Annotated in this window: 18 protein-coding genes and 1 tRNA gene; all 19 read left to right on the top strand. The window is 33.8% G+C overall.

The genetic code is table 11. The features are described from left to right. Positions 1 to 4 precede the first annotated feature (4 nt). Positions 5 to 81: transfer RNA gene (locus HHX25_RS03610), tRNA-Arg, on the top strand. 204 nt (positions 82 to 285) lie between these two features. Then, positions 286 to 4,302, top strand: coding sequence for an FG-GAP-like repeat-containing protein (locus tag HHX25_RS03605; protein ID WP_169670234.1), 4,017 nt, complete (start codon positions 286 to 288; stop codon positions 4,300 to 4,302). A gap of 237 nt (positions 4,303 to 4,539) precedes the next feature. After that, positions 4,540 to 7,068: a T9SS type A sorting domain-containing protein gene (locus HHX25_RS03600; RefSeq protein ID WP_169670232.1), complete on the top strand. Its 2,529-nt coding sequence runs from the start codon at positions 4,540 to 4,542 to the stop codon at positions 7,066 to 7,068. A gap of 7 nt (positions 7,069 to 7,075) precedes the next feature. Beyond that, on the top strand, positions 7,076 to 7,789 hold the full coding sequence (locus HHX25_RS03595; protein ID WP_169670230.1) for an IPT/TIG domain-containing protein: 714 nt from the start codon (positions 7,076 to 7,078) through the stop codon (positions 7,787 to 7,789). Positions 7,790 to 8,330: 541 nt separating this feature from the next. Beyond that, positions 8,331 to 10,763, top strand: a complete 2,433-nt coding sequence (locus tag HHX25_RS03590; RefSeq protein WP_205957987.1) for a right-handed parallel beta-helix repeat-containing protein — start codon at positions 8,331 to 8,333, stop codon at positions 10,761 to 10,763. 343 nt (positions 10,764 to 11,106) lie between these two features. Beyond that, a complete protein-coding gene (locus tag HHX25_RS03585) occupies positions 11,107 to 12,585 on the top strand; it encodes a peptidoglycan-binding protein (RefSeq protein ID WP_169670228.1) in 1,479 nt (492 codons plus the stop codon). 63 nt (positions 12,586 to 12,648) lie between these two features. Further along, on the top strand, positions 12,649 to 13,437 hold the full coding sequence (locus HHX25_RS03580) for a hypothetical protein (RefSeq protein ID WP_169670226.1): 789 nt from the start codon (positions 12,649 to 12,651) through the stop codon (positions 13,435 to 13,437). Between the two features lie 9 nt (positions 13,438 to 13,446). Then, positions 13,447 to 14,046 (top strand): Crp/Fnr family transcriptional regulator, encoded by a 600-nt coding sequence (locus HHX25_RS03575; protein WP_169670224.1) that lies wholly within the window; start codon positions 13,447 to 13,449, stop codon positions 14,044 to 14,046. A gap of 71 nt (positions 14,047 to 14,117) precedes the next feature. Beyond that, positions 14,118 to 14,741, top strand: a complete 624-nt coding sequence (locus HHX25_RS03570; RefSeq protein WP_169670221.1) for an NAD(P)H-dependent oxidoreductase — start codon at positions 14,118 to 14,120, stop codon at positions 14,739 to 14,741. Positions 14,742 to 14,771: 30 nt separating this feature from the next. Continuing rightward, complete coding sequence (locus HHX25_RS03565) at positions 14,772 to 15,221, top strand: DMT family transporter (protein ID WP_169670219.1); 450 nt, start codon at positions 14,772 to 14,774, stop codon at positions 15,219 to 15,221. Then, positions 15,218 to 15,946, top strand: a complete 729-nt coding sequence (locus HHX25_RS03560; RefSeq protein WP_169670217.1) for a GNAT family N-acetyltransferase — start codon at positions 15,218 to 15,220, stop codon at positions 15,944 to 15,946. The genes HHX25_RS03565 and HHX25_RS03560 overlap by 4 nt, the downstream gene beginning before the upstream one ends. A 138-nt stretch (positions 15,947 to 16,084) precedes the next feature. Then, positions 16,085 to 16,927, top strand: coding sequence for a bifunctional helix-turn-helix domain-containing protein/methylated-DNA--[protein]-cysteine S-methyltransferase (locus tag HHX25_RS03555; RefSeq protein WP_169670215.1), 843 nt, complete (start codon positions 16,085 to 16,087; stop codon positions 16,925 to 16,927). Further along, on the top strand, positions 16,928 to 17,641 hold the full coding sequence (locus tag HHX25_RS03550) for a 2OG-Fe(II) oxygenase (RefSeq protein ID WP_169670213.1): 714 nt from the start codon (positions 16,928 to 16,930) through the stop codon (positions 17,639 to 17,641). Between the two features lie 2 nt (positions 17,642 to 17,643). Beyond that, a complete protein-coding gene (locus HHX25_RS03545; protein WP_169670211.1) occupies positions 17,644 to 17,889 on the top strand; it encodes an Ada metal-binding domain-containing protein in 246 nt (81 codons plus the stop codon). Continuing rightward, entirely contained in the window at positions 17,876 to 18,487 is a 612-nt protein-coding gene (locus HHX25_RS03540) for an alpha-ketoglutarate-dependent dioxygenase AlkB family protein (protein WP_169670209.1), read from the top strand. Before HHX25_RS03545 ends, HHX25_RS03540 begins: the two co-directional genes overlap by 14 nt. Before the next feature lie 111 nt (positions 18,488 to 18,598). Further along, complete coding sequence (locus tag HHX25_RS03535) at positions 18,599 to 19,105, top strand: RNA polymerase sigma-70 factor (RefSeq protein ID WP_169670207.1); 507 nt, start codon at positions 18,599 to 18,601, stop codon at positions 19,103 to 19,105. A gap of 52 nt (positions 19,106 to 19,157) precedes the next feature. After that, positions 19,158 to 20,132: a FecR family protein gene (locus HHX25_RS03530; protein ID WP_169670205.1), complete on the top strand. Its 975-nt coding sequence runs from the start codon at positions 19,158 to 19,160 to the stop codon at positions 20,130 to 20,132. Between the two features lie 93 nt (positions 20,133 to 20,225). Beyond that, positions 20,226 to 21,038, top strand: coding sequence for a FecR family protein (locus HHX25_RS03525; RefSeq protein WP_169670203.1), 813 nt, complete (start codon positions 20,226 to 20,228; stop codon positions 21,036 to 21,038). 93 nt (positions 21,039 to 21,131) lie between these two features. Beyond that, positions 21,132 to 23,864, top strand: a complete 2,733-nt coding sequence (locus tag HHX25_RS03520; RefSeq protein WP_169670201.1) for a TonB-dependent receptor — start codon at positions 21,132 to 21,134, stop codon at positions 23,862 to 23,864. Positions 23,865 to 23,888: the final 24 nt, after the last annotated feature.

Genomic DNA, 23,888 nt, shown 5'->3' with positions numbered 1-23,888 from the left:
AAATGGCCTCGTGGCGCAACTGAATAGCGCACTTGATTACGGCTCAAGAGGTTACAGGTTTGAATCCTGTCGAGGTCACCATAAGAGACAAACATTATGTTTGTCTCTTTTTATTTTAATGACTTTCAAAACGTTATAAAAGGAAAGTTTGAAACGTGTCTTATTAGGTATTTATTTTACCCATTTTCTTAGTTGTCTGTATACCATGTTTTTATACCATTAAATAGGCTTTTTTAACATTAAAAACATTATATTGTAGATATTTTAGAATAAATAATAAAAAATATGAAGAGGCTTATTCCAATTTTTTATTTTCTTCTATTACTCTCAAATACAACCTCTTTCTCTCAAACTTTCAAGCGTTTTGAGCAAATTGCAAACCTTGATGTTTTAAAAGAAAATAATGGGGTTGCTGTAGCTGATTATGACGGTGATTATGACCTTGATTTATTTGTTGTTGCTAAAGCTCAAGATGAAGAAGGGGTTGAATCCAGTCAGAGTAAATTATTTAGAAATAACAATGATGGAACATTCACCGATGTAACACTTGGGTCTGGGTTATTAAATTTATTTCCAAATACCACAGGAATTAGAGACAATGGGTATTTAGATGGGTTTAAATATGGAGTCGCATGGGGAGATTATGACAATGATGGTTACCCAGATATATTCTTTACGCACGCATTAAAAATACAGTTGTTTCATAATAATGGTGATGGAACTTTTACAGAAACAACTACAGAAGCAGGGATAGAAAGACAAAATAATTGTAATAATGCAGGTGCTACATGGTTTGATGCAAATAAAGATGGGTTTTTAGATATTTTCATTTCTGTATGGACAGGTGAGTGCGGTAATTTATTATATATAAACAATGCAGATGGCACATTTACTAACAGATCTGAATTCTATGGAGTAAATACCACGTTATTTTCCTATATGAGCATGCCATTTGATTTTAATAATGATACCTGGATGGATTTATACGTTTCTAATGATTTTTTTGGTCCGAACGAATTACTTATTAATAAATCAGGAAATATTTTTGAAGAAGAAGGTACTGCTTACAATATGGATAGAACAGCAAATTATATGGGCATATCTATTAATGACTATAATAATGATGGCAATTTCGATATATATGTTACAGATATAAATGAAAATTTGTTGTTCTCAAATAATGGTAATAATACTTTTAGTGAATTAGCTGAAGACAAAGGTGTTTTGAGTACTGGTTGGAGTTGGGATTGTCCTTTTGCAGATTTTGACCTTGACGGTGATGAAGATCTTTTTGTTGTAAATGGCTTTAAATCATCTTTCCCTAACGGAGAACCTAATGTATATTTTGAAAATGATGCTACTAACGGCTATATATTTAGAGAACAAACAGGTAATGCAGGTTTAGGTGCCGTAACCATGAGTGTTGGTGCCACGCCATTTGATTATGATAATGATGGTGATTTGGATTTATTCGTTACAAGTAATGATCAAGAATCGTTCTTTTATCAAAACACAACAATAACGACTAACTCAGTTCAGAACCCACATTGGTTCAAAGTCATGTTAGAAGGTACCGTATCAAATAGAAATGCTATTGGAACCCGTGTATTTATAACTACAGATAAAGGGAGTTTAAGTAGATATTTTTCGGGTGTCGGTTTTTTGTCTCAAAGCATTCAGCCATTACATTTTGGTTTAGCCAATGCTACTACCATATCAGAAATTAAAATTGAGTGGCCATCTGGTCTAGTCGATACATATAATAATTTACCAATAGACACTGTTATTTTGGCCAAAGAAAATGATGGCTATCAAATAGTGGACTTACCTCAAGCAATTAAAGCTAAAGGTTGTATTGACCCTACATCATGTAATTATAACCCAGAAGCTGTTGAGGACGATGGATCATGTGAGTACTTAAGCCCTAAGACAATACAAGGAGCGAATACATCAAGTTTTTTAAGTACAGAAAGTTATTCTTATGGTAGTGTGCCTTCTCAAAATAATTCCTATGAGTGGCATGTTTCGGGAGGTGAAATTGTAGAAGGTCATAACACCAATACTATTATTGTAAAATGGGGTGTAGAGGAAAGTGGATTGGTCTCAGTTATTGAAACGGATACAAGTTGTTCAAGTGAACAGATTAAACTAGAAATAGAACTTACTGCTTCAGACTTGTCAGAAAAATATTCGGTTGCACGTTTATGGAATGAAGCTTTGTTAAATGCCATTCGCGGAGATTATGCAAGACCAACAGTGCACGCGCGAAATTTGTTTCATGCAAGTATCGCGTTATACGATTCGTGGGCAATTTACGATGATGAAGCGCAAACTTATTTGCTGGGCAAAACGGTTCATGGTTTTGATAGTGAATTGATGAACTTTGAACCTTCGGAAGATAAAATTACTGCACGGGCTAAAACAATAAGCTATGCTGTTTATCGTTTGTTGTCGCATAGATTTAAATCATCACCGAGTGTTTTGGAATCGCAGGAACTTTTTGATCATTTGATGAATGATTTTGGTTACGATATTTCTTTTGAGTCCACAGATTATTCCAACGGAAATGCAGCAGCTTTAGGTAATTATATTGCTCAGACAATTATTGATTATGGATATGCCGATGGAGCCAGAGAGCAATTCGGTTACAATAACTCTTTTTACCTTCCAGTAAATCAACCGTTGTTTCCAAAAAACTCAGGTAATTCCAATTTGAACGACCCTAACCGTTGGCAACCTCTTAGCTTAAGGGAATTTATTGACCAAAGTGGTAATTTAATTCCAGAAGCATCTCCCGATTTTTTGAGTCCAGAATGGGGTTATGTTGCTCCTTTCTCTCTAAAAGAGGAAGATAAAGCAATATACAATAGAGATGGAGACGCATATACCGTTTATCATGATCCGTTGTCACCTCCCTATTTAAATCTTAACAATTCAGATGTTTTAAGCGAAGCCTATAAATGGGGATTTTCCATGGTTTCAATTTGGGGAGCCCATCTTGATCCTAGCGATGGCATTTTATGGGATATTTCTCCAAAATCTATAGGAAATGTGAAAATTTCGAATTTTCCAAAAAATTTCGATGATTTTTCAAAATTTTATAGATTGATTGAAGGCGGTGATATAGGTACTGGACATGATTTAAACCCATATACCAATGCACCATATCAAGAACAAATGGTCCCCAGAGGAGATTATGCAAGAGTTTTAGCTGAATTCTGGGCTGATGGACCAGATTCTGAAACCCCTCCAGGGCATTGGTTTACACTATTAAATTATGTTAGCGACCATGAGTTGTTACAAAAAAGGCTGGCTGGTTCTGGAGACATTTTAAATGCCTTGGAGTGGGACGTTAAGTCTTATTTTCTACTTGGTGGAGCTATGCATGACGCTGCCATATCAGCTTGGAGTATTAAGGGATGGTATGATTATATAAGGCCAATATCGGCCATACGTTATATGGCGGAATTAGGACAGAGCTCAAATAATATGCTCAATAATTACCATGTGGCTGGAATTCCCCTTCAAGAAGGTTATGTTGAAGTTGTTGAGGCTGGAGATCCATTGGAAGGTAGACAAGGAGAACATATTGGAAAAATAAAATTATATACCTGGCGAGGCCATGATTATATTGGAGATATTGATACGGACCATGCAGGAGTTGGTTGGATATTGGCTGAAAACTGGTGGCCATACCAACGCCCTAGTTTTGTGACACCTCCTTTTGCTGGCTACGTTTCTGGCCATTCTACATATTCTAGAGCAGCAGCAGAAGTAATGACGCTCTTAACAGGAGATGCGTTTTTCCCAGGAGGTTATGGAGAGTTTATTGCAAGAAAAAATGAATTCTTAGTTTTTGAAGAGGGACCAAGTGTGGATGTTAAGTTGCAATGGGCTACTTATAGAGATGCTTCAGATCAATGCAGTTTATCTAGAATTTGGGGAGGGATTCATCCACCTGCAGATGATATCCCAGGTAGATTGATAGGCGAGAAAATCGGAATTGCGGCTTATAATTTTGGAGTTGAATATTTTAGTGGTAAAAATAGTACTGGTGAAAATAATTTGAAGCATATTGTTTATCCAAATCCGTTTCAATCTGATGAAGCATTAAGTGTTTCGAATACTTTAGAATCAGATACATTTGAATTGGTAGATATAAAGGGAAGTATTGTTAAGATACCCAATAAAAATTATAACCCTGATTCAAAAATAACGACAATTACCCTTCCTCAATCACTTGCAGCAGGTTTATATATACTAAAAACGGGCAATACATATAAACTTATTTTAAAATATTAAAAACAAGGTATTTAAAGGTATATAGGTTTTAATCGAAAAGAATTCTCTGAGGCTCTGCCTCGAGGATAGTTCGTTTCAAGAAATTCTTTATTATGTAAAAAATATCTTAACTTTTTTAACTCTCAAAATGTAAAAGATATTTATTAACCATAAGTTCTCTATCAAAAAACATTTGTTTCGTACTTACTTTTTTATTGTAACTAATTTTGTTTTGAACAACTTAACTAAAATTATGGTATGAAAAAGAAAACACTATGGTTATTTAATGTACTACCTTTTATATTGCTTTTTCAATTTAATGCTTACAATGCACAAGAAGTAAGTGTAAAAATCGATTTTAACTGTCAGCGTTATTTAGGAGATGTTTCAGAACTAGATAGAACTAAATACTTCTCTATGCACAGCAGTAGCACAGATACCGAACATACCACTTTTAAATTAGATTATAATGTTACTGGGGGTAGAGGCTTTTGGGGGCCCTTTAGTTACGCAAATAATCAAACAGGTTCAGTAGGTGTATATCCTGCAGATAGAAACGGGAATGATAATTTAAGAGCCGTAAGAGAAGGTTTTGTTGCTACCGAGCACCCTAGAAATGCATTCATTGATGGTCTTAATGTTATAAGTGCTGGTGATTGGGTCGTAGAATACTTTAAAGACTTTGTAGACCAAAATGGTAGAAATGAATTTTTTGAGGTTATGAATGAGCCTTTTGTTCATGCAGACGATTTTTATTCTGGTCCATGGAGTAATACTGAAAATGATAGAATAAAAAAACAAATGGCAGAGATGTACGGTGAAGTAGGTAAACGCATTCATGAAACCCCTGCATTAGACCATATGAAAGTTATTGGTTATTCCAGTGCATGGCCTTCAATGGAGCTTAATGATTTTGGACATTGGAATGAAAACATGAAAATGTTTATGGATACAGCAGGAGAAAATATGTTTGGTTTTTCAACTCACCTTTATGATGGCGTCAATGTTACTGGGCAAGATACCAAGCGTTCCGGGAGTAATTCAGAAGCTATTTTAGACTTAATAGAAAATTATAGTTATGTAAAGTGGAATATGGTCAAACCACATGCCATTACAGAGTATGGAGCTATTGAAAAAGGTTATGGTGACGACTACAGCGATATTGCAAGCGTACAAACCGTACAAGCTATAAATCATATACTTTTCAATTTGTTGGAAAGAGAAGATAAATTAGTGAACTCTATTCCATTTATAACAGGTAAAGCCACATGGCATATTACTGCAGAAAATAATTATCAACCCTATCAAGCAGTTTTGTTTAAACCAACAAATATTGGAGAACCAACACCAGCAGGTTGGGAGTACACACCTAGAATTCATTTTTATGAATTATGGAAGGATGTTAAAGGAAAACGCGTCATGATTACAAGTGATAACCCAGACGTTCAAGCACAAGCCTTTGCAGATAATCAAAAACTATTTGTCGCTTTAAACAATCTTGATGACAATACGCAAACAGCAAATCTTACGATGTTATCTAATTTGTCTGGTTTAGTTGATGTGAAGATTAAAGCTTTGAAAATTTATCCGCAAACCATGCCAGATATGTCAATTGAAACAGTAACATCGGCACCTGGCTCAATTGATTTGATAAAAGGAGAAACGGTTGTTTTAGAGTATACATTCAGTGACCCAATTGAATTTGACAATGCCTTAAGGAGAAAGACTTATTATTCTGATGTTCATCTCCAACCAATATCAGCTAATTCTGAAATACAGTTTGCATTTGATAATGTAGAAACAGGTAATGGATTTGCTACACTAAGGATGAGTATTGGAAGAAAACATAATGTGTCTAAAAAACCTATTGTTAATATAAATGGAATTACTATTGAAGTTCCCGATAATTGGAAAGGTTACGATCAGGCCAACAGAGACGATTTTTTTGGAATGATTGAAATTCCCTTTTCTGCTGTAATTCTTCAAGAAACGAATACGGTAAGCATTACTTTTCCTGATTCGGGAGGAAATGTGAGTTCTTTGGTGTTATCGGTAGAATTATATGATAATGCACCCGATACTGGAATTTTAGCTTCTGCACAAAGTACGGGTAATGCATGTGTGGGACAGTCTAATGGTATTATCACGCTTAATCCGTTGGTAGTTGGCTCATTTGATGTTTCGGTAACGGGAAATGGCGTAAATCATTCAGGTAGTTTTTCTGCCACTTATAATATTGAGAATCTAGCCTCTGGAACTTATACAGTCGTTATTACTTCTCCAACCAATCCTGATGCCAAGACAGAATATGAAATCACCATACCAGAGCCTGAACCATTATCTGTAACAGGTAAATTAAACACTAAAAAGAATAGTGTTACCTATAATTTGAGTGGAAGCGACCGTTATACCATTAATTTTAATGGAGAGGCGTTTACGACCACGGATGCTTCCATAGAATTGTACCTGCAGAAGGGAAGTAATTCCATAGAGATAAAAGCAGGTAAGGATTGCCAGGGGATGTATAAGGACCAATTGTTTCTTAACGAGATTGTAGGGTATCCAAATCCGTTCAATCAGAATTTGACTATCGATTTGGGACTCGAAGACTCAGCCACTTTAAAGATCTACAATACCGTAGGAACACTGGTTTATGAAAACGTACACAACACGACCAATCACCAGATATATTTAGATACAGGCTTCTTGAAGGAAGGCATGTATGTTATAGCTGTGGAAACAGCAGGGATTTCAAAACGAATTAAAGCAATAAAAATTTCAAAATAAAAAAATTATGATAAGACACTATACGTATAAAGGCATTTTATTGATGGCATCAGTAGTAATGTTTAATTGTGGAGGAAGCGATTCAGATGGTGGAGACGGTGCAAACGACAAGGTGCTTCCGCCTGAAGCAGCCAGTTTGGCATTTCCTTTAAAAGATGAAGAGTGTAATCAGGGAAATATTGTATCTCCAACAGAAAGTAATGTAACATTCGAATGGTCTGAGGCAGATAATGCTACAAGTTATACTGTGGTACTTACAAATCTGATTACCAATGAAACCCAGGAGACTACTTCAAACAATACGAGCACCGATATCAAAATATTGCGCGGTACACCATATTCGTGGCACGTGGTATCAAAATCGAACAAGACCACTACAACAGCAACAAGTGAGACCTGGAGGTTTTATAATGCAGGGGAAGGCGTCTCAAATTATGCCCCGTTTCCAGCAGAATTGGTAAGTCCGTCAATGGGAAGTACTACGGTAGGTACTACGGTAAGCCTGCAATGGACAGGAAGTGACATAGATAACGATATAGAAGAATATATGGTCTATCTAGATACTGCGAATCCGCCTACAAACTTACAAGCCACAACGAGTGATACCAGTGTTAATGATATCGCGTTGGCTGCAAGTACGGGTTATTACTGGTATGTTGTTACGACAGATACATACGGAAACAAATCGAACTCCCAGGTCTTTGAGTTTACAACCCAGTAGAATAGACCGTTTAAAATATTAAGACTTAAAATTAATTGCATATCAGGCCCACAGTTCAAATGAATTGTGGGCTTTCGTTTTTTTGGCTAAGTTCCAGATTAGATATAAGATCTGCTCATTTGCATAAATAGTACTAATCGAGTTTCAAAATGGTGTATAAACCATCTAAATTGCTTTTTGCTTTATACGAAAAATGAAAAAGAAAAAGTGGCTAACTACGATTCCATATTTTTAAAGAATATAAATGAAAAAGGAACATAATAAATGTGCTGTTTTTGTTTTTTCTTGGTGTAAGTTACTTGTTCTAATTGTATTAATAGTATTTAAAAAGTAACCTGGCTAGAATAAAAAATAAAGGGATGTGAGTTTGTTATAAAATAATTTGAACTAAATGTTAACCAAATAAGGATATTTTTACCCTAAAATCTCATTTTAAAATCAAATATTTGCTTTAAGCTTATAGTCTACAACTATTAGCAAATTATAAGTCAGACAGGGCTGTTTGATTTTAGAGAAATATAATATTTAAATTAAATTGTAAATGGATTTAAGAAGGACAGGTTTCGTTTTTTTATTGATGGTTATCGGAATAAGTGATTTGTTTTCTCAACAACCTGCTGAAAATATAAATAGTAAACCCCATTATTTTTCAGAGTATAGTGAGAGGTATACTAAAGATCAATTAGCGCCAATACTAGAACCAGCAAAAGTTTTTTATGTTTCAAATAAAGGGAATGATAAGAATGATGGTACTAAAAAATCGCCATTTAAGAGTATTGAAGCTGCGAGAGATGCTATAAGAATCATAAAATCAAGTGGAGGACTTCCAAAAGGGGGAATTCATGTTGTTGTACTTGAAGGAAATTATAAAGTTAACGATGCTATAAATTTCACATCAGAAGATTCAGGAACAAAAGAAGCACCAATTATATATAGAGGCGTTAAGAAAGGTGATGTTGTCTTGTCTGGAGGGCTTGAAGTTAACACGAAAAAGCTGAAAATAGTAAAAAACAAAAAGCTATTAAGCTATTTACATCCAAAAGCAAAAGGAAAAGTGATGAGTATTGATTTTTCTAAAGCCGATGTATCTTCATATTTTAAAGGAGAGGGAAACTATGGACAGATTTCAATGAATGGTTTTTTGCTACAATTGGCACAATGGCCCAATAGGGGTTATAATCATATTAATGAAATTATTGCAGAAGGCCCTACAACACGTTGGTTGAAACCGGGAGAAAAGCCAATGCCTTATACAAAGGAAAACCCAACGGGAGGTAAGTTTAATTTTAAAGAAGACTTATCTAAATTAGTTGTAGATGAGTTTAAACGAACAGGGGACATGAGGGCACATGGCTATTTTCACAATGATTGGTATTTTCAAGATGAACCTGTGGGTAATATAGAAGGAGATGTAGTGCAATTGTTGCATCACACACGCTATGGCATAGTAAAAAAAATAAAAACAGTACCAAGGCGTGTAAAATTGTTTAATGTTTTGGCAGAACTTGATGAACCTGGGGAATGGTATTTTGATAGAAAGGAGCAACGACTTTATGTTTGGCCTATAGAAGGGTTTAAACCTGGTAAGTCAACTTTAACTATCATAGGAGAAGCTGGTGCAGAAGATAAAGAGTCCGTTTTGTTGGCTGAGTTAAAATCGCCTAAGCTACAAGGTTTGCTTAACTTAGAAAATACTGAATTTCTAACATTTCGTGATTTTATAATTGAAAATACAGGCGATTTGGCAGTTTCCATATCAGGGGGGAAATACAACCTTTTAGCGTCGAGTGTGGTGCGTAATGGACTGAACAGAGGTGTTAGCATAAACGGAGGTGAGTACAATGGTATTTCTGGTTGTGATTTTTACGATTTGTATTCCGCATTTAAAATTAGTGGTGGTGATTTTATTTCCCTAAAGTCATGTTACAATTTTGCGACAAATAACGTCATTAAAAATTGTCGATTAAAGGGGTATGGTGTTATTGGACTTTCTGGGGTAGGCATTCATTTTGCACATAATTTATTACATGATATGAATGGAGCAGTAACCTACAAAACCGTTAACTTATTAATGGAATATAATGAGTTTTACAATATAGGTTATGAGATGGGGGATTTTAATGTGGCATATTGTGGTGCACAATGGTATACTATGAATAATGTGTTACGATACAATTTTGTTCACCATCTTATTGAACCAGGAGGGCACCCCATTACAGGATTTAGAAATGATGATAATGGAGCTGGGATGAAGGTTTACGGAAATGTATTTTACAGATCGGGTAGAGGTAGTTGTATTTTTCATGGATTTTTAAATGATTTTCAAAATAACATTAGTATCGATGGGGCTATTATGTGGTGGACACTAAAAAAGCCTATTACACCTGAAGGGATTCAAAAGAAATGGGATGATTTATCAAGGTTTGGGAGTGATTTGCCTAAGGGAGATAAAGGTGATTACATCTATATTATGGAGCAGGTTATAGGAAAGGAAGGCTGGAAAAAAGGAGCTTGGAAAGAAAACTTTCCAGAACTTGAAGCGACTATTAATAAAAATCCATGGGCGCAAACTAATTGTACGGTAAGCGATAATTATGCTTACGATATAAGAAAACCAATCTATATACATGGAGGATCTGGAACAGTAGAGGGATTAGAAAGTAAAAAAGTTGGTCAGTTTAAAGATTTACCTAATGATGAAATTTTTGAATACCCACAGCGTATAAGTTTAGATGCTTTTAAAGATATAGCCGCTTTAGATTTTACGTTTAAAAATGATTTTAAAATTATGGAAGGTTTCAAACCAATTCCTTTTAATAAAATAGGTCTAGAAAAGAGTGCTTTTAGAACAGAAGTCCCAAATAAGAAAGACTACCGCTCTAAAGTTTACAATCATTTTAAAGATGATAAAGGGGGACGCTATAATGCAAAAATTGTAAATGCAAGATACCCCGAACCCAGGTATTTTAAGTAATTAAATCTCAAGTGGTATGTAGTTGTTGCTTGAAAGCATCATACATTCGTCATACTAAATCAGAAGTCATTAATTATTTTATAAAAATTGTCATGTAAACGACAGATATGTTGACCTGTCGTTTACATGAATTAATATTGTTCAAAAAGAAAATCAATTATAACTTATGAAAGTGTCCTTGAATAGATTTATGGATTTTAACATGCGCATTCGGCTGGCTTTTATAATAGTGGTTTTCCAATCATTCATTTCATTTAGTCAAGATTTACCGAAAAATTCATGGCAATCTTCACGAGTTTACTATAATAAGGAAAATAAGCTTATTTATACCTCAGATAAACAGTTGAACAGAATCCCGGATTTTAGCTATGCTGGCTATAAAAATAGCGAGGTTCCAATTCCAAATATACCAGTAGTATACACTATAAAACCCATAGAAGGGGATAATACAAATCATATCCAAAAAGCCATAGATAGTGTGGGCAAAATGCCTCTAAACGAGCATGGGTTTAGAGGAACACTATTATTGAAAGCAGGAAGCTATAGCGTTTCTGGAACCATTTATATCAAATATAGTGGTGTGGTTGTAAGAGGAGAAGGAGATGGTGAAAACATTTCGAAAAATACTGTTATAAATGCTATTGGAAACACACCAGAAAATAGAACAATACTTATTGCTGGAGGTAACAAAAATTATAGGTTAGATGACGATTGGGAGTGGGGGTCGCGCTCATTTATTACTAGTGATTTTGTTCAGGTCGGTTCACATGAATTTGAAGTTGAGAACCCATCACTATATAAAAAAGGCGATCATATTGTTATAAAGCATCCTTGTACTCAAAAATGGTTAGAAGTTAATGAATGGGGAGTAAATAATGATAAAACCAAGTTTTGGCATGAAGGTGAATTGCCTATAGTCTACAACAGATATATAAAAAAAATAGAAGGTAATAAAATAACGATTGATGCTCCCGTATTCAATCATTTAGACAAGTCATTATCCAGAAGTTTTATTTATAAGTATAATAGAAAAGGTCTGTTAACCAATATAGGCATAGAAAACCTAAGAATTGATATACATACGCTAGGAAGAAACGATATTAAAAACCATGCGGAAAATGCCATTGCTTTGAGGCAAATAGAAGATGCCTGGGTGAAAAACTGTACCATGCTACACTTTTGGAAATCTGGAGTTGTAACAGAAACAGCTTTTAGAATTTCAGTTATTGATACTAAGGCATTACAGCCCTATGGCGTTGTAACAGGTGGACAACGGTATAACTTTAATGCGTCAAACTATTCACAACAAATATTATTTTATCATTGTCATGCTTCTAATAGCAGGCATGCCTATGTGTCTAACGGACGGTCTACGGTATCTGGCGTAGCTGTCGTTGAATGCACGTCTACGAAATCTTATACGGCAAGCGAAGGTCATCAGAAATGGAGTCAGGGACTTTTGTTTGACAACTTAAATGAAATAGAGACTCGTTCAGAATCAGAGGGAGGAAATAGAATTATGGGGTTTTATAATAGAGGTAACTGGGCCAATGGACACGGTTGGTCCACGGTGCATTCCGTATTATGGAATTGCAATGCCCGAGGTAAAGCCATATCTGTACAAAAGCCACCTACAGGTCAGAATTATGCTATAGGCTGCTTTGGAGTTGTATCTGGTAAAGGACCATTTAAAGGTCCTATAGGCTACATTGAAGGAAGCAATAAAAAAGAACTGTATCCCAAGTCTCTGTTTAAGGCGCAGTACAGAGAGCGTACTGGTAAGGAATTTGATGTATTAAAAACTTATGACACCTCTTTTTAAACAGATTTAAGTGTTACAAAAGTTTTCTCTTTTCCATATCTTAGTACCAACGTAGCAAATGATATGGGACGTATACATTTATTTGAATTTGAAGATCAAAAATGGTTTCCCTCTTTTTTAAGAAACTATGGAACGGATTTTTTACAGTTTTTGTCAAACAAGACTAAATTGTACAAACCCATTGTTCCAATTATTAAAAAAGCTTTAAAGGAAAGTGGTACCAATCAAATTATAGACCTTGGTTCTGGAGGTGGTGGCGGATTAATTTGGTTAAACTCGGAACTAAAAAAGGATGTCCCAGATTTAAAAATAATACTCACAGACTTCTATCCTAATATTTCAGCATTTGAATTCACAAAAAATCAAGCTGATAATTTTGAATTTATAGAAAAACCTATTGATGCCAGAGAAGTTCCCATAGAGTTGAAGGGCTTAAGAACTCAGTTTTTGTCATTGCATCATTTTAAACCACCAGAAGCCAGGCAGATTTTACAAAATGTGATTAATTCAAACAGCTCTATTGCTGTTTTTGAAGCCCAGGAAAGGAGTTTGCCAAGTATTATAGCGATGTTGTTTTCTCCATTAAGCGTGCTTTTTGCGACACCTTTTATTCGTCCATTTAAATTTGGTAGAATCGTTTTTACATACTTGATCCCCATAGTGCCCTTATTTGTATTGTGGGACGGTGTTGTTTCTTCGCTTAGAACATATTCAGTAAAGGAAATGAATACACTTGTTAAAAACTTGGATAAAAAAGAATCTTATAACTGGGAAATTAATAAGGTGAAATCTGGATCAGGGGTAGTACTTTATTTATTAGGAACAAAAAATCGAGATGAGTTCAATACATAAAACACCCAATTGACAGAAGAGCAGTACATTTTAGAATTAAGACTAAAAATTGAAAGTTATTCTCCAATTTCAGATGAGTCATGGTCTTTGATTGAATCCATAGTGACCTTTAAAGCTTTGGAAAAGGACGACATATTATTAAGAAATGGACAGATAGCAAAAAATGTCTACTTTGTCTGCAAAGGCGCATTAAGAGCTTATGTTACAGATTATGATGGAAATATTTACACCAAGAATATTTTTCTGGAAAATGATTTTGCAGGCTCTAAGGTTTCATATCTTTTAGCTAAACCATCTAAATTTGCTTTAGAAGCCTTAGAAGATACGCTCCTTATTAGTCTTAATTATAAAAAATACCGAAAATTCATTGACGATAATATAGATTTAAAAAATTTCTATATCGCCTATTTGGAGAAAAACTGGGTTCTGGATAAAGAACCAAGAGAAGTTTCGTTGGTCATGGAAAATGCTACCGATAGGTACATAAAATTACTTAAAAATCATCCAAATATTGATGAAAGAATACAGAAACTGCATATTGCTTCTCATTTAGGTATTACGCCTACGCAATTAAGCAGGATAAGAAAAAACATAAAGAAAAAAGACTGAATCAACATATGTAAAGGCGTAGCTTTATAACACATTTTACTTTTGTTATATAAATAAAAATAAAAGATAAAATGGGTTTAATAGATCATTTAAAGTGGCGATATGCTACCAAAAAGTTTGATGCTGCTAGAAAAGTTTCTTCAGAAGATTTAGAAAAAATAAAAACGGCAATTCAATTGTCGGCTTCCTCTTATGGCCTCCAGTTATACAAAGTTTTAATAATTGAAGATAATAAGTTAAGAGAACAATTAAAATTAGCTTCTTATGGGCAGAGTCAAATCACCGAGGCTTCTCATGTAGTCATTTTTTGTAATTACACGACGGTAACAGAAAAACATATTGATACGTACTTTACCATAAAATCTGAGGTAGAGCAAACAGATATTTCAGTTTTTCAAAGGTATTCAGATTTTATTAAAGCAGATATTTTAAATAGGTCAGATTTAGAAAGGAATAAGTGGAGCTCAAACCAAACGTATATTGCCTTAGGAAACTTATTAAATATATGCGCCGAACTCAAAATAGATGCTTGTCCAATGGAAGGTTTTGAAGCAAAAAAATACAATAATATATTAAACCTGAAAGAGCAAGGATTGAATGCATCTGTTATCGCAGCTATTGGTTATCGTTCTAAAGAAGATAAATCACAATATCACAAAAAGGTGAGAAAACCTTTTGAAGAATTGTTTTTATAAAAACTATGAAAACAAATATTTTGATAGAAAATGAATAATTATATCGTATTATTTTTAGCATTTATTGGTGGCGTATTTTTAGCCATGCAAGGTGGGCTCAATGCTCAATTAGGTGTTTTGTTAAGAAATCCTTTGCTGGCAAGCCTCATCGCGTTTTTTAGCAGTACTATTTTTGCACTGCTTTTTCTGGTATTCAACCTTAAATCGGTACCTACTCTACTACAAATAAAAGAAGTGCCATTTTACCTGTGGTTTTTAGGCGGTTTTTTTAGTGTAGTGGGCATAAGTTTATATTATTATACCATTCCCAAAATAGGAATCTCAACCATGATTTCCATTGGGCTGTGTGGACAATTAATTTTTGCAGTAATTGCAGGGAATTATGGTTGGTTAAATTTACCTGTAGAACCAATAACAATAAAAAGAATATTGGGTATGCTGTCCATGATTTTAGGAATTACATTAATTAATTTTAAATGAATAGTATCAAATCAAATATTGAAAACCTGACCTCACTTTGGCAAACGGTCAGTCAGCCTTTTAAAGCCTATTTCGAAGAGAAAGGTTTTGAATACAGTTTTGTTGAAAACTCCGAATGGCCGAACAGATTGTGGTTTAACAAAGATATCGATGAACATCTGGTATCCCTTGTAAAGAATAAAGTAAGGTCTTTTTCTTCAAACATGATCGTACCTTATTGTGATATTTATAAGAGTGATTCGTTTAAATTATTGGAGCAAAATGACTTTCATCTTAAATTCGAACAAATAGGAATGACATTAAAAACAAATAGTTTGTTTAAGGGGGTAGGTGATTTAAAATTGCTAAAAGTCACCACTAAAAAAGAATTTGAATTATGGAGTACTTTGTTTAAAAGGTCTTTTGGATATTTTATTAATCCAGAATTATTAAAGATGTCATATAAACTTGTTAGTTATTATATAGCTTATCACCAAAAAGAGGCCGTAGGGACAGGGATTCTGTTTAATACAGGCGATGTTTCTGGTATCCATGCAGTCGGTATAGTACCAGAACAGAGAAGACGCGGTTATGCGGAACGTACTATGAAGCTTTTAATAAACGAAGCCATTACAATGAATTACAAATATGTAACCTTACAAGCATCAGACATGGGAAAGAATCTATACCTTAAATTGGGGTTTAAGGAGCAATTCAAGATAAAAAATTACATTTTACAGAAATGATATAGTTAATTTTATTGTGCTATTACAAAATCACCATTGCTTTCATTAGCAGGAAATACAATAAAAAAGAAGGTAAGCAAGAATCGGGTTTTATGAGTTTTTAAGGCACGATAATTTTGTATCATAAAATTTAAGGAAATGACAGAGCAAGCACAGATTAATTATAATCGCATAGCCAAAGCCATAGATTATATTAAGGTAAATTTTAAGAAGCAGCCTTCTTTAAACAATATTGCAGAAAGCGTACATCTAAGTCCACACCATTTTCAACGTTTATTTACAGACTGGGCGGGAGTGAGTCCAAAAAAGTTTATGCAGTATATTAGTATAGAATATGCCAAGCGATTGCTAAAAGATAAACAAGCAACATTATTTGATACAGCATACGAGACTGGTTTTTCTGGGACAGGTCGCTTACATGATTTGTTTGTCAATATTGAAGGAATGACTCCAGGGGAATTTAAGAATGGAGGAGAAAACCTTTTTATAAACTATAGTTTTGCTGAAAGCCCATTTGGAAATATTATCGTAGCCTCCACAAAAAAAGGCGTGTGTTATATGGCTTTTTTTGAGAATAAAAAAGAAGCATTCTCAAAGCTAAATAACCATTTTCCAAATGCTAACTACTATCAAGTTGTGGACATCATGCAGCAAAATGCGTTGTTTATTTTTCAGAATGATTGGAGCAAACTCAATAATATAAAGCTACATTTAAAAGGAACACCGTTTCAATTAAAAGTGTGGGAAACTCTTTTAAAAATTCCAAGAGGTGGTTTATCTACTTATGGCTCAATTGGAAATGAAATAGAGAAACCCAAAGCTTCCAGGGCCATAGGAACGGCCATAGGGAGTAATCCTGTTGCATTTATAATTCCTTGTCATCGTGTTATTAAGTCAACAGGTGAAATCGGGGGGTATATGTGGGGAAACACTAGGAAGTCTGCAATAATTGGCTGGGAAGCCGCAAAAATGGGAGTGTAGGTGGAAAATTTAATTTCAAATATAGAGGCGATAAATTGGGACGAAGTTGAAGCAAATATGCATGAAAAAGGATATGCTATTGTTCCAAAGTTCCTTTCAGATAGATTATGTCAAGAGCTTAAAAGCTTGTATAAGAATAATACAGGTTATAGAAAAACGGTCGTGATGGAACGTTATCGTTTTGGTTTAGGTGAGTACAAATATTTTGATTATCCGTTACCAAAAACAATCCAGATATTAAGGGAAGAGATCTATCCAAAGTTGGTACCAATAGCTAACCTATGGATGAAGGTTTTAAAAATAGACAGACAATTCCCAACCACATTTAATGAATTACAGCAGCAATGTCGTGATAACAACCAATTAAAACCAACAGCTTTGATTTTAAAATATGGCAAAGGAGGTTTTAATACTTTACATCAAGATTTATACGGCGATGTATATTTTCCGCTCCAAACAGTTTTTTTTCTAAATGAACCAAATATTGATTATAATGGAGGGGAATTTGTATTAACACAGCAAATACCAAGGGCACAATCTAAAGTCACAGTGCTACAGCCCAAAAAGGGAGATATGCTTATTTTTACTACTAATTTCAGACCCCAAAAAGGAACCAAGGGCTACTATAGAATAAATATGAAACATGGTGTAAGCGAATTGCATAGTGGGGAAAGGCATACCCTGGGGATTATTTTTCATGATGCTATAAGTTAATAATGATAAAGCATATCGACATTTCTGATACTGATTTGAGGTTAAAAATAAAAGCAAAGCAGATTCTTTTTGGAGGCCATAATAACTTAAAGATTTATGGTTATTTGAATTGTAAATCAGGCAAGCGGATGAAACGAAAGAACCGTATATTTTTCTCAACAGAAAAAGAAGCATTAAAAAATAATTTTCGACCTTGTGGACATTGTATGAGAGTAGCATATAAGAAATGGAAAGATGAAGTTGTTTGATATAAAAATAGATGAAACAAAGAATTTGCTTCCTAAGGATGGAACAGTGAATTATTACGGTAAATCCTTTAAAGAAAAGGAAGCAGATCATCATTTAAAAGAACTGTTGGATACCATTGCATGGAGAAACGACGAAGCTATTATTTATGGTAAGAAAATAATAACCAAGCGCAAAGTAGCCTGGTATGGAGACAAGCCTTTTGAATATACGTATTCGAATACAACGAAACAAGCGTTAAACTGGACAAAGGAATTATTGGAATTAAAAGTAAAAGTAGAAAGCATAACTGGTGAAACTTTTAATTCGTGTTTACTAAACCTTTATCATAACGGAAACGAAGGCATGGCTTGGCACAGTGATGCAGAAAAAGATTTAAAAAAAAATGGAGCCATAGCATCTTTAAGCTTTGGAGCAGAACGAAAATTTGCTTTTAAACATAAAAAAACAAAAGAGAAAATTAGTTTAATATTAGAACATGGCAGTTTAATGGTCATGAAAGACATGACACAAACCTATTGGTTGCACAGACTACCTCCAACTAAATTAATACAAACCCCTAGAATAAATTTAACCTTTAGGACGATACTTCTCAATTAGTAATATTTTATACATTTACGAGTTCTAAACCAGTAAAAATTCTTTAGAAGAAAATAATAGAGACAACGTTTGGTTTGTTAATTATTTACAGAGAAGTAGGTAAAATAATATATGAAGTCATCAGGGATCAAGAAAAAGAAATTTTCAGAACTATTTGACAAATACTATAAAAGACTTTTTAATTATTCATTCAAGGTAGTTAAACAAAAAGACATTGCCGAGGAGCTAGTGCAAGAAACTTTTATTAAACTTTGGGAAAACATTGAAAAGATTAATAAAGACGAGCGTTCTATAGAATCTTATCTTATTAAGGTTTTGAAAAACAAAATTATAGATAATTACCGAAAAGATCAAACTAAAGAAAAGCACATTAATCTATATAAACTGAATACTGAATTTGTAACGGATATTGATAGCAAATGGGACTTGCAAAAAGAAATAGACAATACGTATGCTTCATTACAACCAAAAACTGCTGAAATATTCAAATTATCCAGAGACAAGGGGTTGACTTACCAGGAAATAGCGTCTTTAAAGAACATGTCAGTGAAAACTGTGGAGTCCCATATTTCAAAGGCTTTACGGGTTTTTCGAAATAAACTTCAAGACTATTTTTAAAAATAAATAGGGTACTACAGTCTGGCAAACGTCCTTTAATAAACACCTTATTATGGAGGACAATAGCATTCAAGAAGCAGATATTTGGGCTTATATTACTAAAAGTGCAGATGAATCTACCAGAATAAAAATTGAAAACTGGAAACAATCACATGATTTTGATGAAAATTTATTCAATTCAATCGTTAAGCTTTATGATGTTACCGAGAAAAATCCATATGAAGATGTCATTGATATAGAAACTGCAAAAGCCAAGTTTTTTACTTCTGTTGAGCCAGGGTATAAAAAAGATTTCAACATTAAAAACTATATGAAATATGCAGCAGTCATTGTATTTTTTATTGCTATTGCAGGAATCGCTTATCAAAACTTATCTACTCATAGGATTACCATAGAAACGACCTATGGAGAAGAAAAACAAATCACCCTTTCAGATGGTTCGGTCGTTTGGTTGAATGCTGTAAGTAAAATTTCTTATGAAGAAAAATCACCCAGAACCATTCAACTAAATGGCGAGGCATTCTTTGAGGTCGCAAAAGATAAAGCAGACCCCTTTACGGTTGAGACACCAGATCATGTTATCGTTAAAGCCTTGGGAACCAGTTTTAATGTTAAAGCTTACCCTAAGAACACTTATTTGGAAACGGTACTATTAACAGGAAAAGTCGAAATAACTTCCAAAACCTATTTTAAAGAGAAGATCATAATGCTTCCTAATGATAAGATTAGAATAGATAAAGCAGATGGTTTGCCTCTAAAAACAGTTATAGAAAACGAGCAAACGGTCTTAGCCTGGAGAGAAGGTAAGATTCGGTTTGAGAATACGACATTTAAAGATATTGCTAATGAGCTGAGCAATCAACTGAATGTGAAACTTGTGTTTGAAAACGAAAAGATTGCTAAGTCAAAATTCACAGCTGTATTCGATAAATCTACATCAATAAAAAACATTTTAGAAGTTTTAAAGATGTCTAAAGAATTCAATTATAATCAAAATAAAGAAACAAATGAGTGGATGATAGAATAAAATAAAAAAGTGGGAAAATTGCCGCTTTCCCACTTAAACGTGTCAATGTAACCAATCGCCTAAGATTAGTATTAATTAACAACATTCAAATTTATGAAAATAAAACAAATTGCTGTTTCATTTAAATCGAAACAGTTTTCTAAAAGAAGTATTTTTTTAATGAAACTTTCATTTTATCCAATATGCTGTATACAACTTGTTGCTCTCAACAGCTTTTCCCAAAATAAAGAACCCCTAAATTTAAACAATGCTTCTTTAAAATCAATTCTCAATCAAATAGACTATGGAGAAATAAAACAAATCACCCTTTCAGACGGTTCGGTTGTTTGGTTAAATGCTGTAAGTAAAATTTCTTATGAAGAAGAATCTCCCAGAACCATTCAACTAAATGGCGAGGCATTCTTTGAGGTGGCAAAAGATAAAGCAAACCCCTTTACGGTTGAGATACCAGATCATATTACCGTTAAAGCTTTAGGTAGCAGTTTTAATGTTAAAGCTTACCCTGATAACAGCTATTTGGAAACGGCGCTATTAACGGGAAAAGTCGAAGTAACTTCCAAAACCTATTTTAAAGAGAAGATCATAATGCTTCCTAATGATAAGATTAGAATTAATAAAGCAGATGGCTTAGCACTAAAAGCAGTTATAAAAAACGAGCAAACGGTTTTAGCCTGGAAGGAAGGGAAAATTCGGTTTGAGAATATGACATTTAAAGATATTGCTAATGAGCTGAGCAATCAACTAAATGTGAAACTTGTGTTTGAAAACGAAAAGATTGCCAAGTCAAAATTCACAGCTGTATTCGATAAGTCTACATCAATAAAAAACATTTTAGAAGTTTTAAAGATGTCTAAAGAATTCAATTATAATCAAAATAAAGAAACAGATGAGTGGATGATAGAATAAAATAAAAAAGTGGGAAAATTGCCGCTTTCCCACTTAAACGTGTCAATGTAACCAATCGCCTAAGATTAGTATTAATTAACAACATTTAAATTTATGAAAATAAAACAAATTGCTGTTTCATTTAAATCGAAACAGTTTTCTAAAAGAAGTATTTTTTTAATGAAACTTTCATTTTCGATTTACCTAATATGCTGTATACAACTTGTTGCTCTCAACAGCTTTTCTCAAAATAAAGTAACCCTAAATTTAAACAACGCTTCTTTAAAATCAATTCTCAATCAAATAGAATCACAAACCGATTATAGTTTTGTATTTAATAACGACGATATAAATATTCAGCAAACATTTAGCATCGATGTTCAGGAAAAAGACATCACCTTAACGATCGGTTTATTGTTTCAGAATACACAAATTAAATACAAGTTTAAAAATGAACTTATCATTCTAACTAAACAAAAACAACAAAGTGAAAAATATACTATAAGTGGCACTATAAAAGATATTACTACGGGTGAGACCTTGCTTGGAGCCAATGTTATTGTAAAGGGAGAAAATAAGGGAGCAACATCCAATGAATATGGATTTTATTCTTTAACACTACCTGAAGGGCATTATACTTTGCAGATTTCCTATTTGGGTTATACGACCACAGAAGAGGTCATTGAATTGAATAAAGATTTAAAACGAAATTTTGAACTACAGCCCTCATCAAATGAGTTGGATGAAGTTATAATTACTTCTGAGACAAAAAGTAAGAGTCAGGTGTATAACGTTTTATCGGGCGTAAACAATTTAAAGGTAACAGATATTAAACAACTGCCTGCATTTTTTGGTGAACCAGATATAAACAGGGCAATACTCACGCAACCAGGTGTTACTTCGGTAGGAGAAGGTACGGCAGGTTTTAATGTAAGAGGCGGTAATATAGATCAAAACCTTGTTTTACTTGACGAAGCTCCGTTATATATATCGTCACATTTGTTCGGATTGTTTTCTGTAGTAAATGCAGATGCCATAAAAGATGTAACCTTATATAAAGGAGGTATTCCTGCAAGATATGGAGGTAGAGCTTCTGCCGTATTAGATATTCGCCAAAAAGAAGGAAATACAAAAGAGTTTAAGGGGGAAGGAGGTTTGGGAACTATATTTTCTCGTCTTACTGTTGAAGGGCCTTTAATAAAAGAAAAACTAAATTTTCTTGTCTCGGGCCGTAGGTCGTACTTTGATATATTTTTTCCGCTAGGAGGAGAAGACTTGGATGGTACTAAACTGTTTTTTTATGATTTGAATACCAAACTATCATGGCACATAAATGATAATAATAAACTGTTCGTGTCTGGTTATTTTGGAGCTGATGTAACAAAGTTAGAAGATACCGTAAGTGAGGAAAGTGCTAATGGCGGAAGTTCCAATGAACCAGATGCATCTATTGATTTTAGATGGAAGAATGCTACTGCGACCATACGATGGAATCATCTTTTTTCAGATAAACTATTCATGAATTTGTCTACGATCTATAGTAGCTATAAATATTCGTTTGTATCTCAAAATGATAATGGAGGGTTTATTCCTAATGCCCAAAGTTTTAAGTGGAATTCTGGAGTGGAAAATTGGATAATAAAACCCGATTTTACTTATTATACAAATCCTAATACAAAAATGAGATTTGGAATAAATAGTACCCTGTATAAATTTATCCCAGCAAACTTATCTAGTGCAGAAACTGGTTTAAGTCCTGAAAGTCTCGATGTAGACAGAGGTATAGAAGTGGCACCTTATTATGAAATAGAAAAAAAATGGGATAAATTATCTTTTAATATGGGTATCCGATATTCTTGGTTTGGAAACATAGGCCCTAATACAGTTTCGGTTTATAATCCTGATTTTCCTTTGACAGTAAACACCATTACAGACACGAAAACATATAAAAAAGGAGATATCGTTAAAAGCTATTCTGGGTTTGAGCCCCGTTTTTCTTTGAAGTATGATCTAAGCGATCGAAAAGCATTCAAAATAGGGTATAACAGAACATTTCAATATATCCATTTAATATCTAACACTGCAGCTGTATTGCCCTTTGATATATGGAAACCTTCGGGGACTTATATAAAACCACTGGAAGTAAATCAGATATCGGGTGGTTATGCATATGATACACCGAACAAAAAATATAACCTATCTATAGAAGGGTATTATAAAACGCTCAAAAATTTTGTAGAGTATAAAAATGGCGCCGATTTATTTATTAACGAAAATATAGAAACACAATTGCTCCCAGCAGAGGGGTATGCTTATGGCTTAGAATTAGGAGGCTATAAAAATAAGGGGAAACTAACGGGGAGTTTTAATTATACCTATTCTGTTTCCAAAAGAAAAACAATAAGTGCGTATGGTATAGATAACATAAATAACGGAAAGTACTACCCTTCAAATTATGATAGACCTCATCTTCTAAATATAAATGTGAATTATGATCTTGGAAAGAAGTGGGATTTGGGAACTTTCTTTACGTATCAAACAGGAAGACCCTATACAGTACCTACTGGTAGGTTGATTATTGACGGGAGTCCATATTTGACCTATTCTGATAGGAATGCCTTTCGAATTCCTGATACCCATAGATTGGATGTTTCTTTTACTTATAAACCAATAGGGAACCCTAATACGAAATGGCAGGGTAGTTGGAACTTTGGACTTTATAACGTATACGGGAACCCGAATGCTTTTTCTGTATTTTCAACCTTTCAGAATAACCAATTAAAAACGTTTAAATTTTCGGTATTAGGAGTCCCGATTCCTTTTATAGCGTATAACTTCAAATTCTAAATCATATGAAATCTATATATAAAA

The sequence above is a fragment of the Flavivirga algicola genome, assembly GCF_012910715.1.
In the GTDB taxonomy this organism is placed as follows: domain Bacteria; phylum Bacteroidota; class Bacteroidia; order Flavobacteriales; family Flavobacteriaceae; genus Flavivirga; species Flavivirga algicola.
Note: the sequence above shows the minus strand (reverse complement) of the source record. Positions and strands in the feature narration are given on the sequence as shown.

Coding starts and splice junctions, on each gene's coding strand:
- HHX25_RS03605 (WP_169670234.1), top strand. CDS start 286: ATGAAGAGGCTTATTCCAATTTTTTATTTTCTTCTATTACTCTCAAAT.
- HHX25_RS03600 (WP_169670232.1), top strand. CDS start 4,540: ATGAAAAAGAAAACACTATGGTTATTTAATGTACTACCTTTTATATTG.
- HHX25_RS03595 (WP_169670230.1), top strand. CDS start 7,076: ATGATAAGACACTATACGTATAAAGGCATTTTATTGATGGCATCAGTA.
- HHX25_RS03590 (WP_205957987.1), top strand. CDS start 8,331: ATGGATTTAAGAAGGACAGGTTTCGTTTTTTTATTGATGGTTATCGGA.
- HHX25_RS03580 (WP_169670226.1), top strand. CDS start 12,649: ATGGGACGTATACATTTATTTGAATTTGAAGATCAAAAATGGTTTCCC.
- HHX25_RS03570 (WP_169670221.1), top strand. CDS start 14,118: ATGGGTTTAATAGATCATTTAAAGTGGCGATATGCTACCAAAAAGTTT.
- HHX25_RS03565 (WP_169670219.1), top strand. CDS start 14,772: ATGAATAATTATATCGTATTATTTTTAGCATTTATTGGTGGCGTATTT.
- HHX25_RS03560 (WP_169670217.1), top strand. CDS start 15,218: ATGAATAGTATCAAATCAAATATTGAAAACCTGACCTCACTTTGGCAA.
- HHX25_RS03555 (WP_169670215.1), top strand. CDS start 16,085: ATGACAGAGCAAGCACAGATTAATTATAATCGCATAGCCAAAGCCATA.
- HHX25_RS03545 (WP_169670211.1), top strand. CDS start 17,644: ATGATAAAGCATATCGACATTTCTGATACTGATTTGAGGTTAAAAATA.
- HHX25_RS03540 (WP_169670209.1), top strand. CDS start 17,876: ATGAAGTTGTTTGATATAAAAATAGATGAAACAAAGAATTTGCTTCCT.
- HHX25_RS03535 (WP_169670207.1), top strand. CDS start 18,599: ATGAAGTCATCAGGGATCAAGAAAAAGAAATTTTCAGAACTATTTGAC.
- HHX25_RS03530 (WP_169670205.1), top strand. CDS start 19,158: ATGGAGGACAATAGCATTCAAGAAGCAGATATTTGGGCTTATATTACT.
- HHX25_RS03525 (WP_169670203.1), top strand. CDS start 20,226: ATGAAAATAAAACAAATTGCTGTTTCATTTAAATCGAAACAGTTTTCT.
- HHX25_RS03520 (WP_169670201.1), top strand. CDS start 21,132: ATGAAAATAAAACAAATTGCTGTTTCATTTAAATCGAAACAGTTTTCT.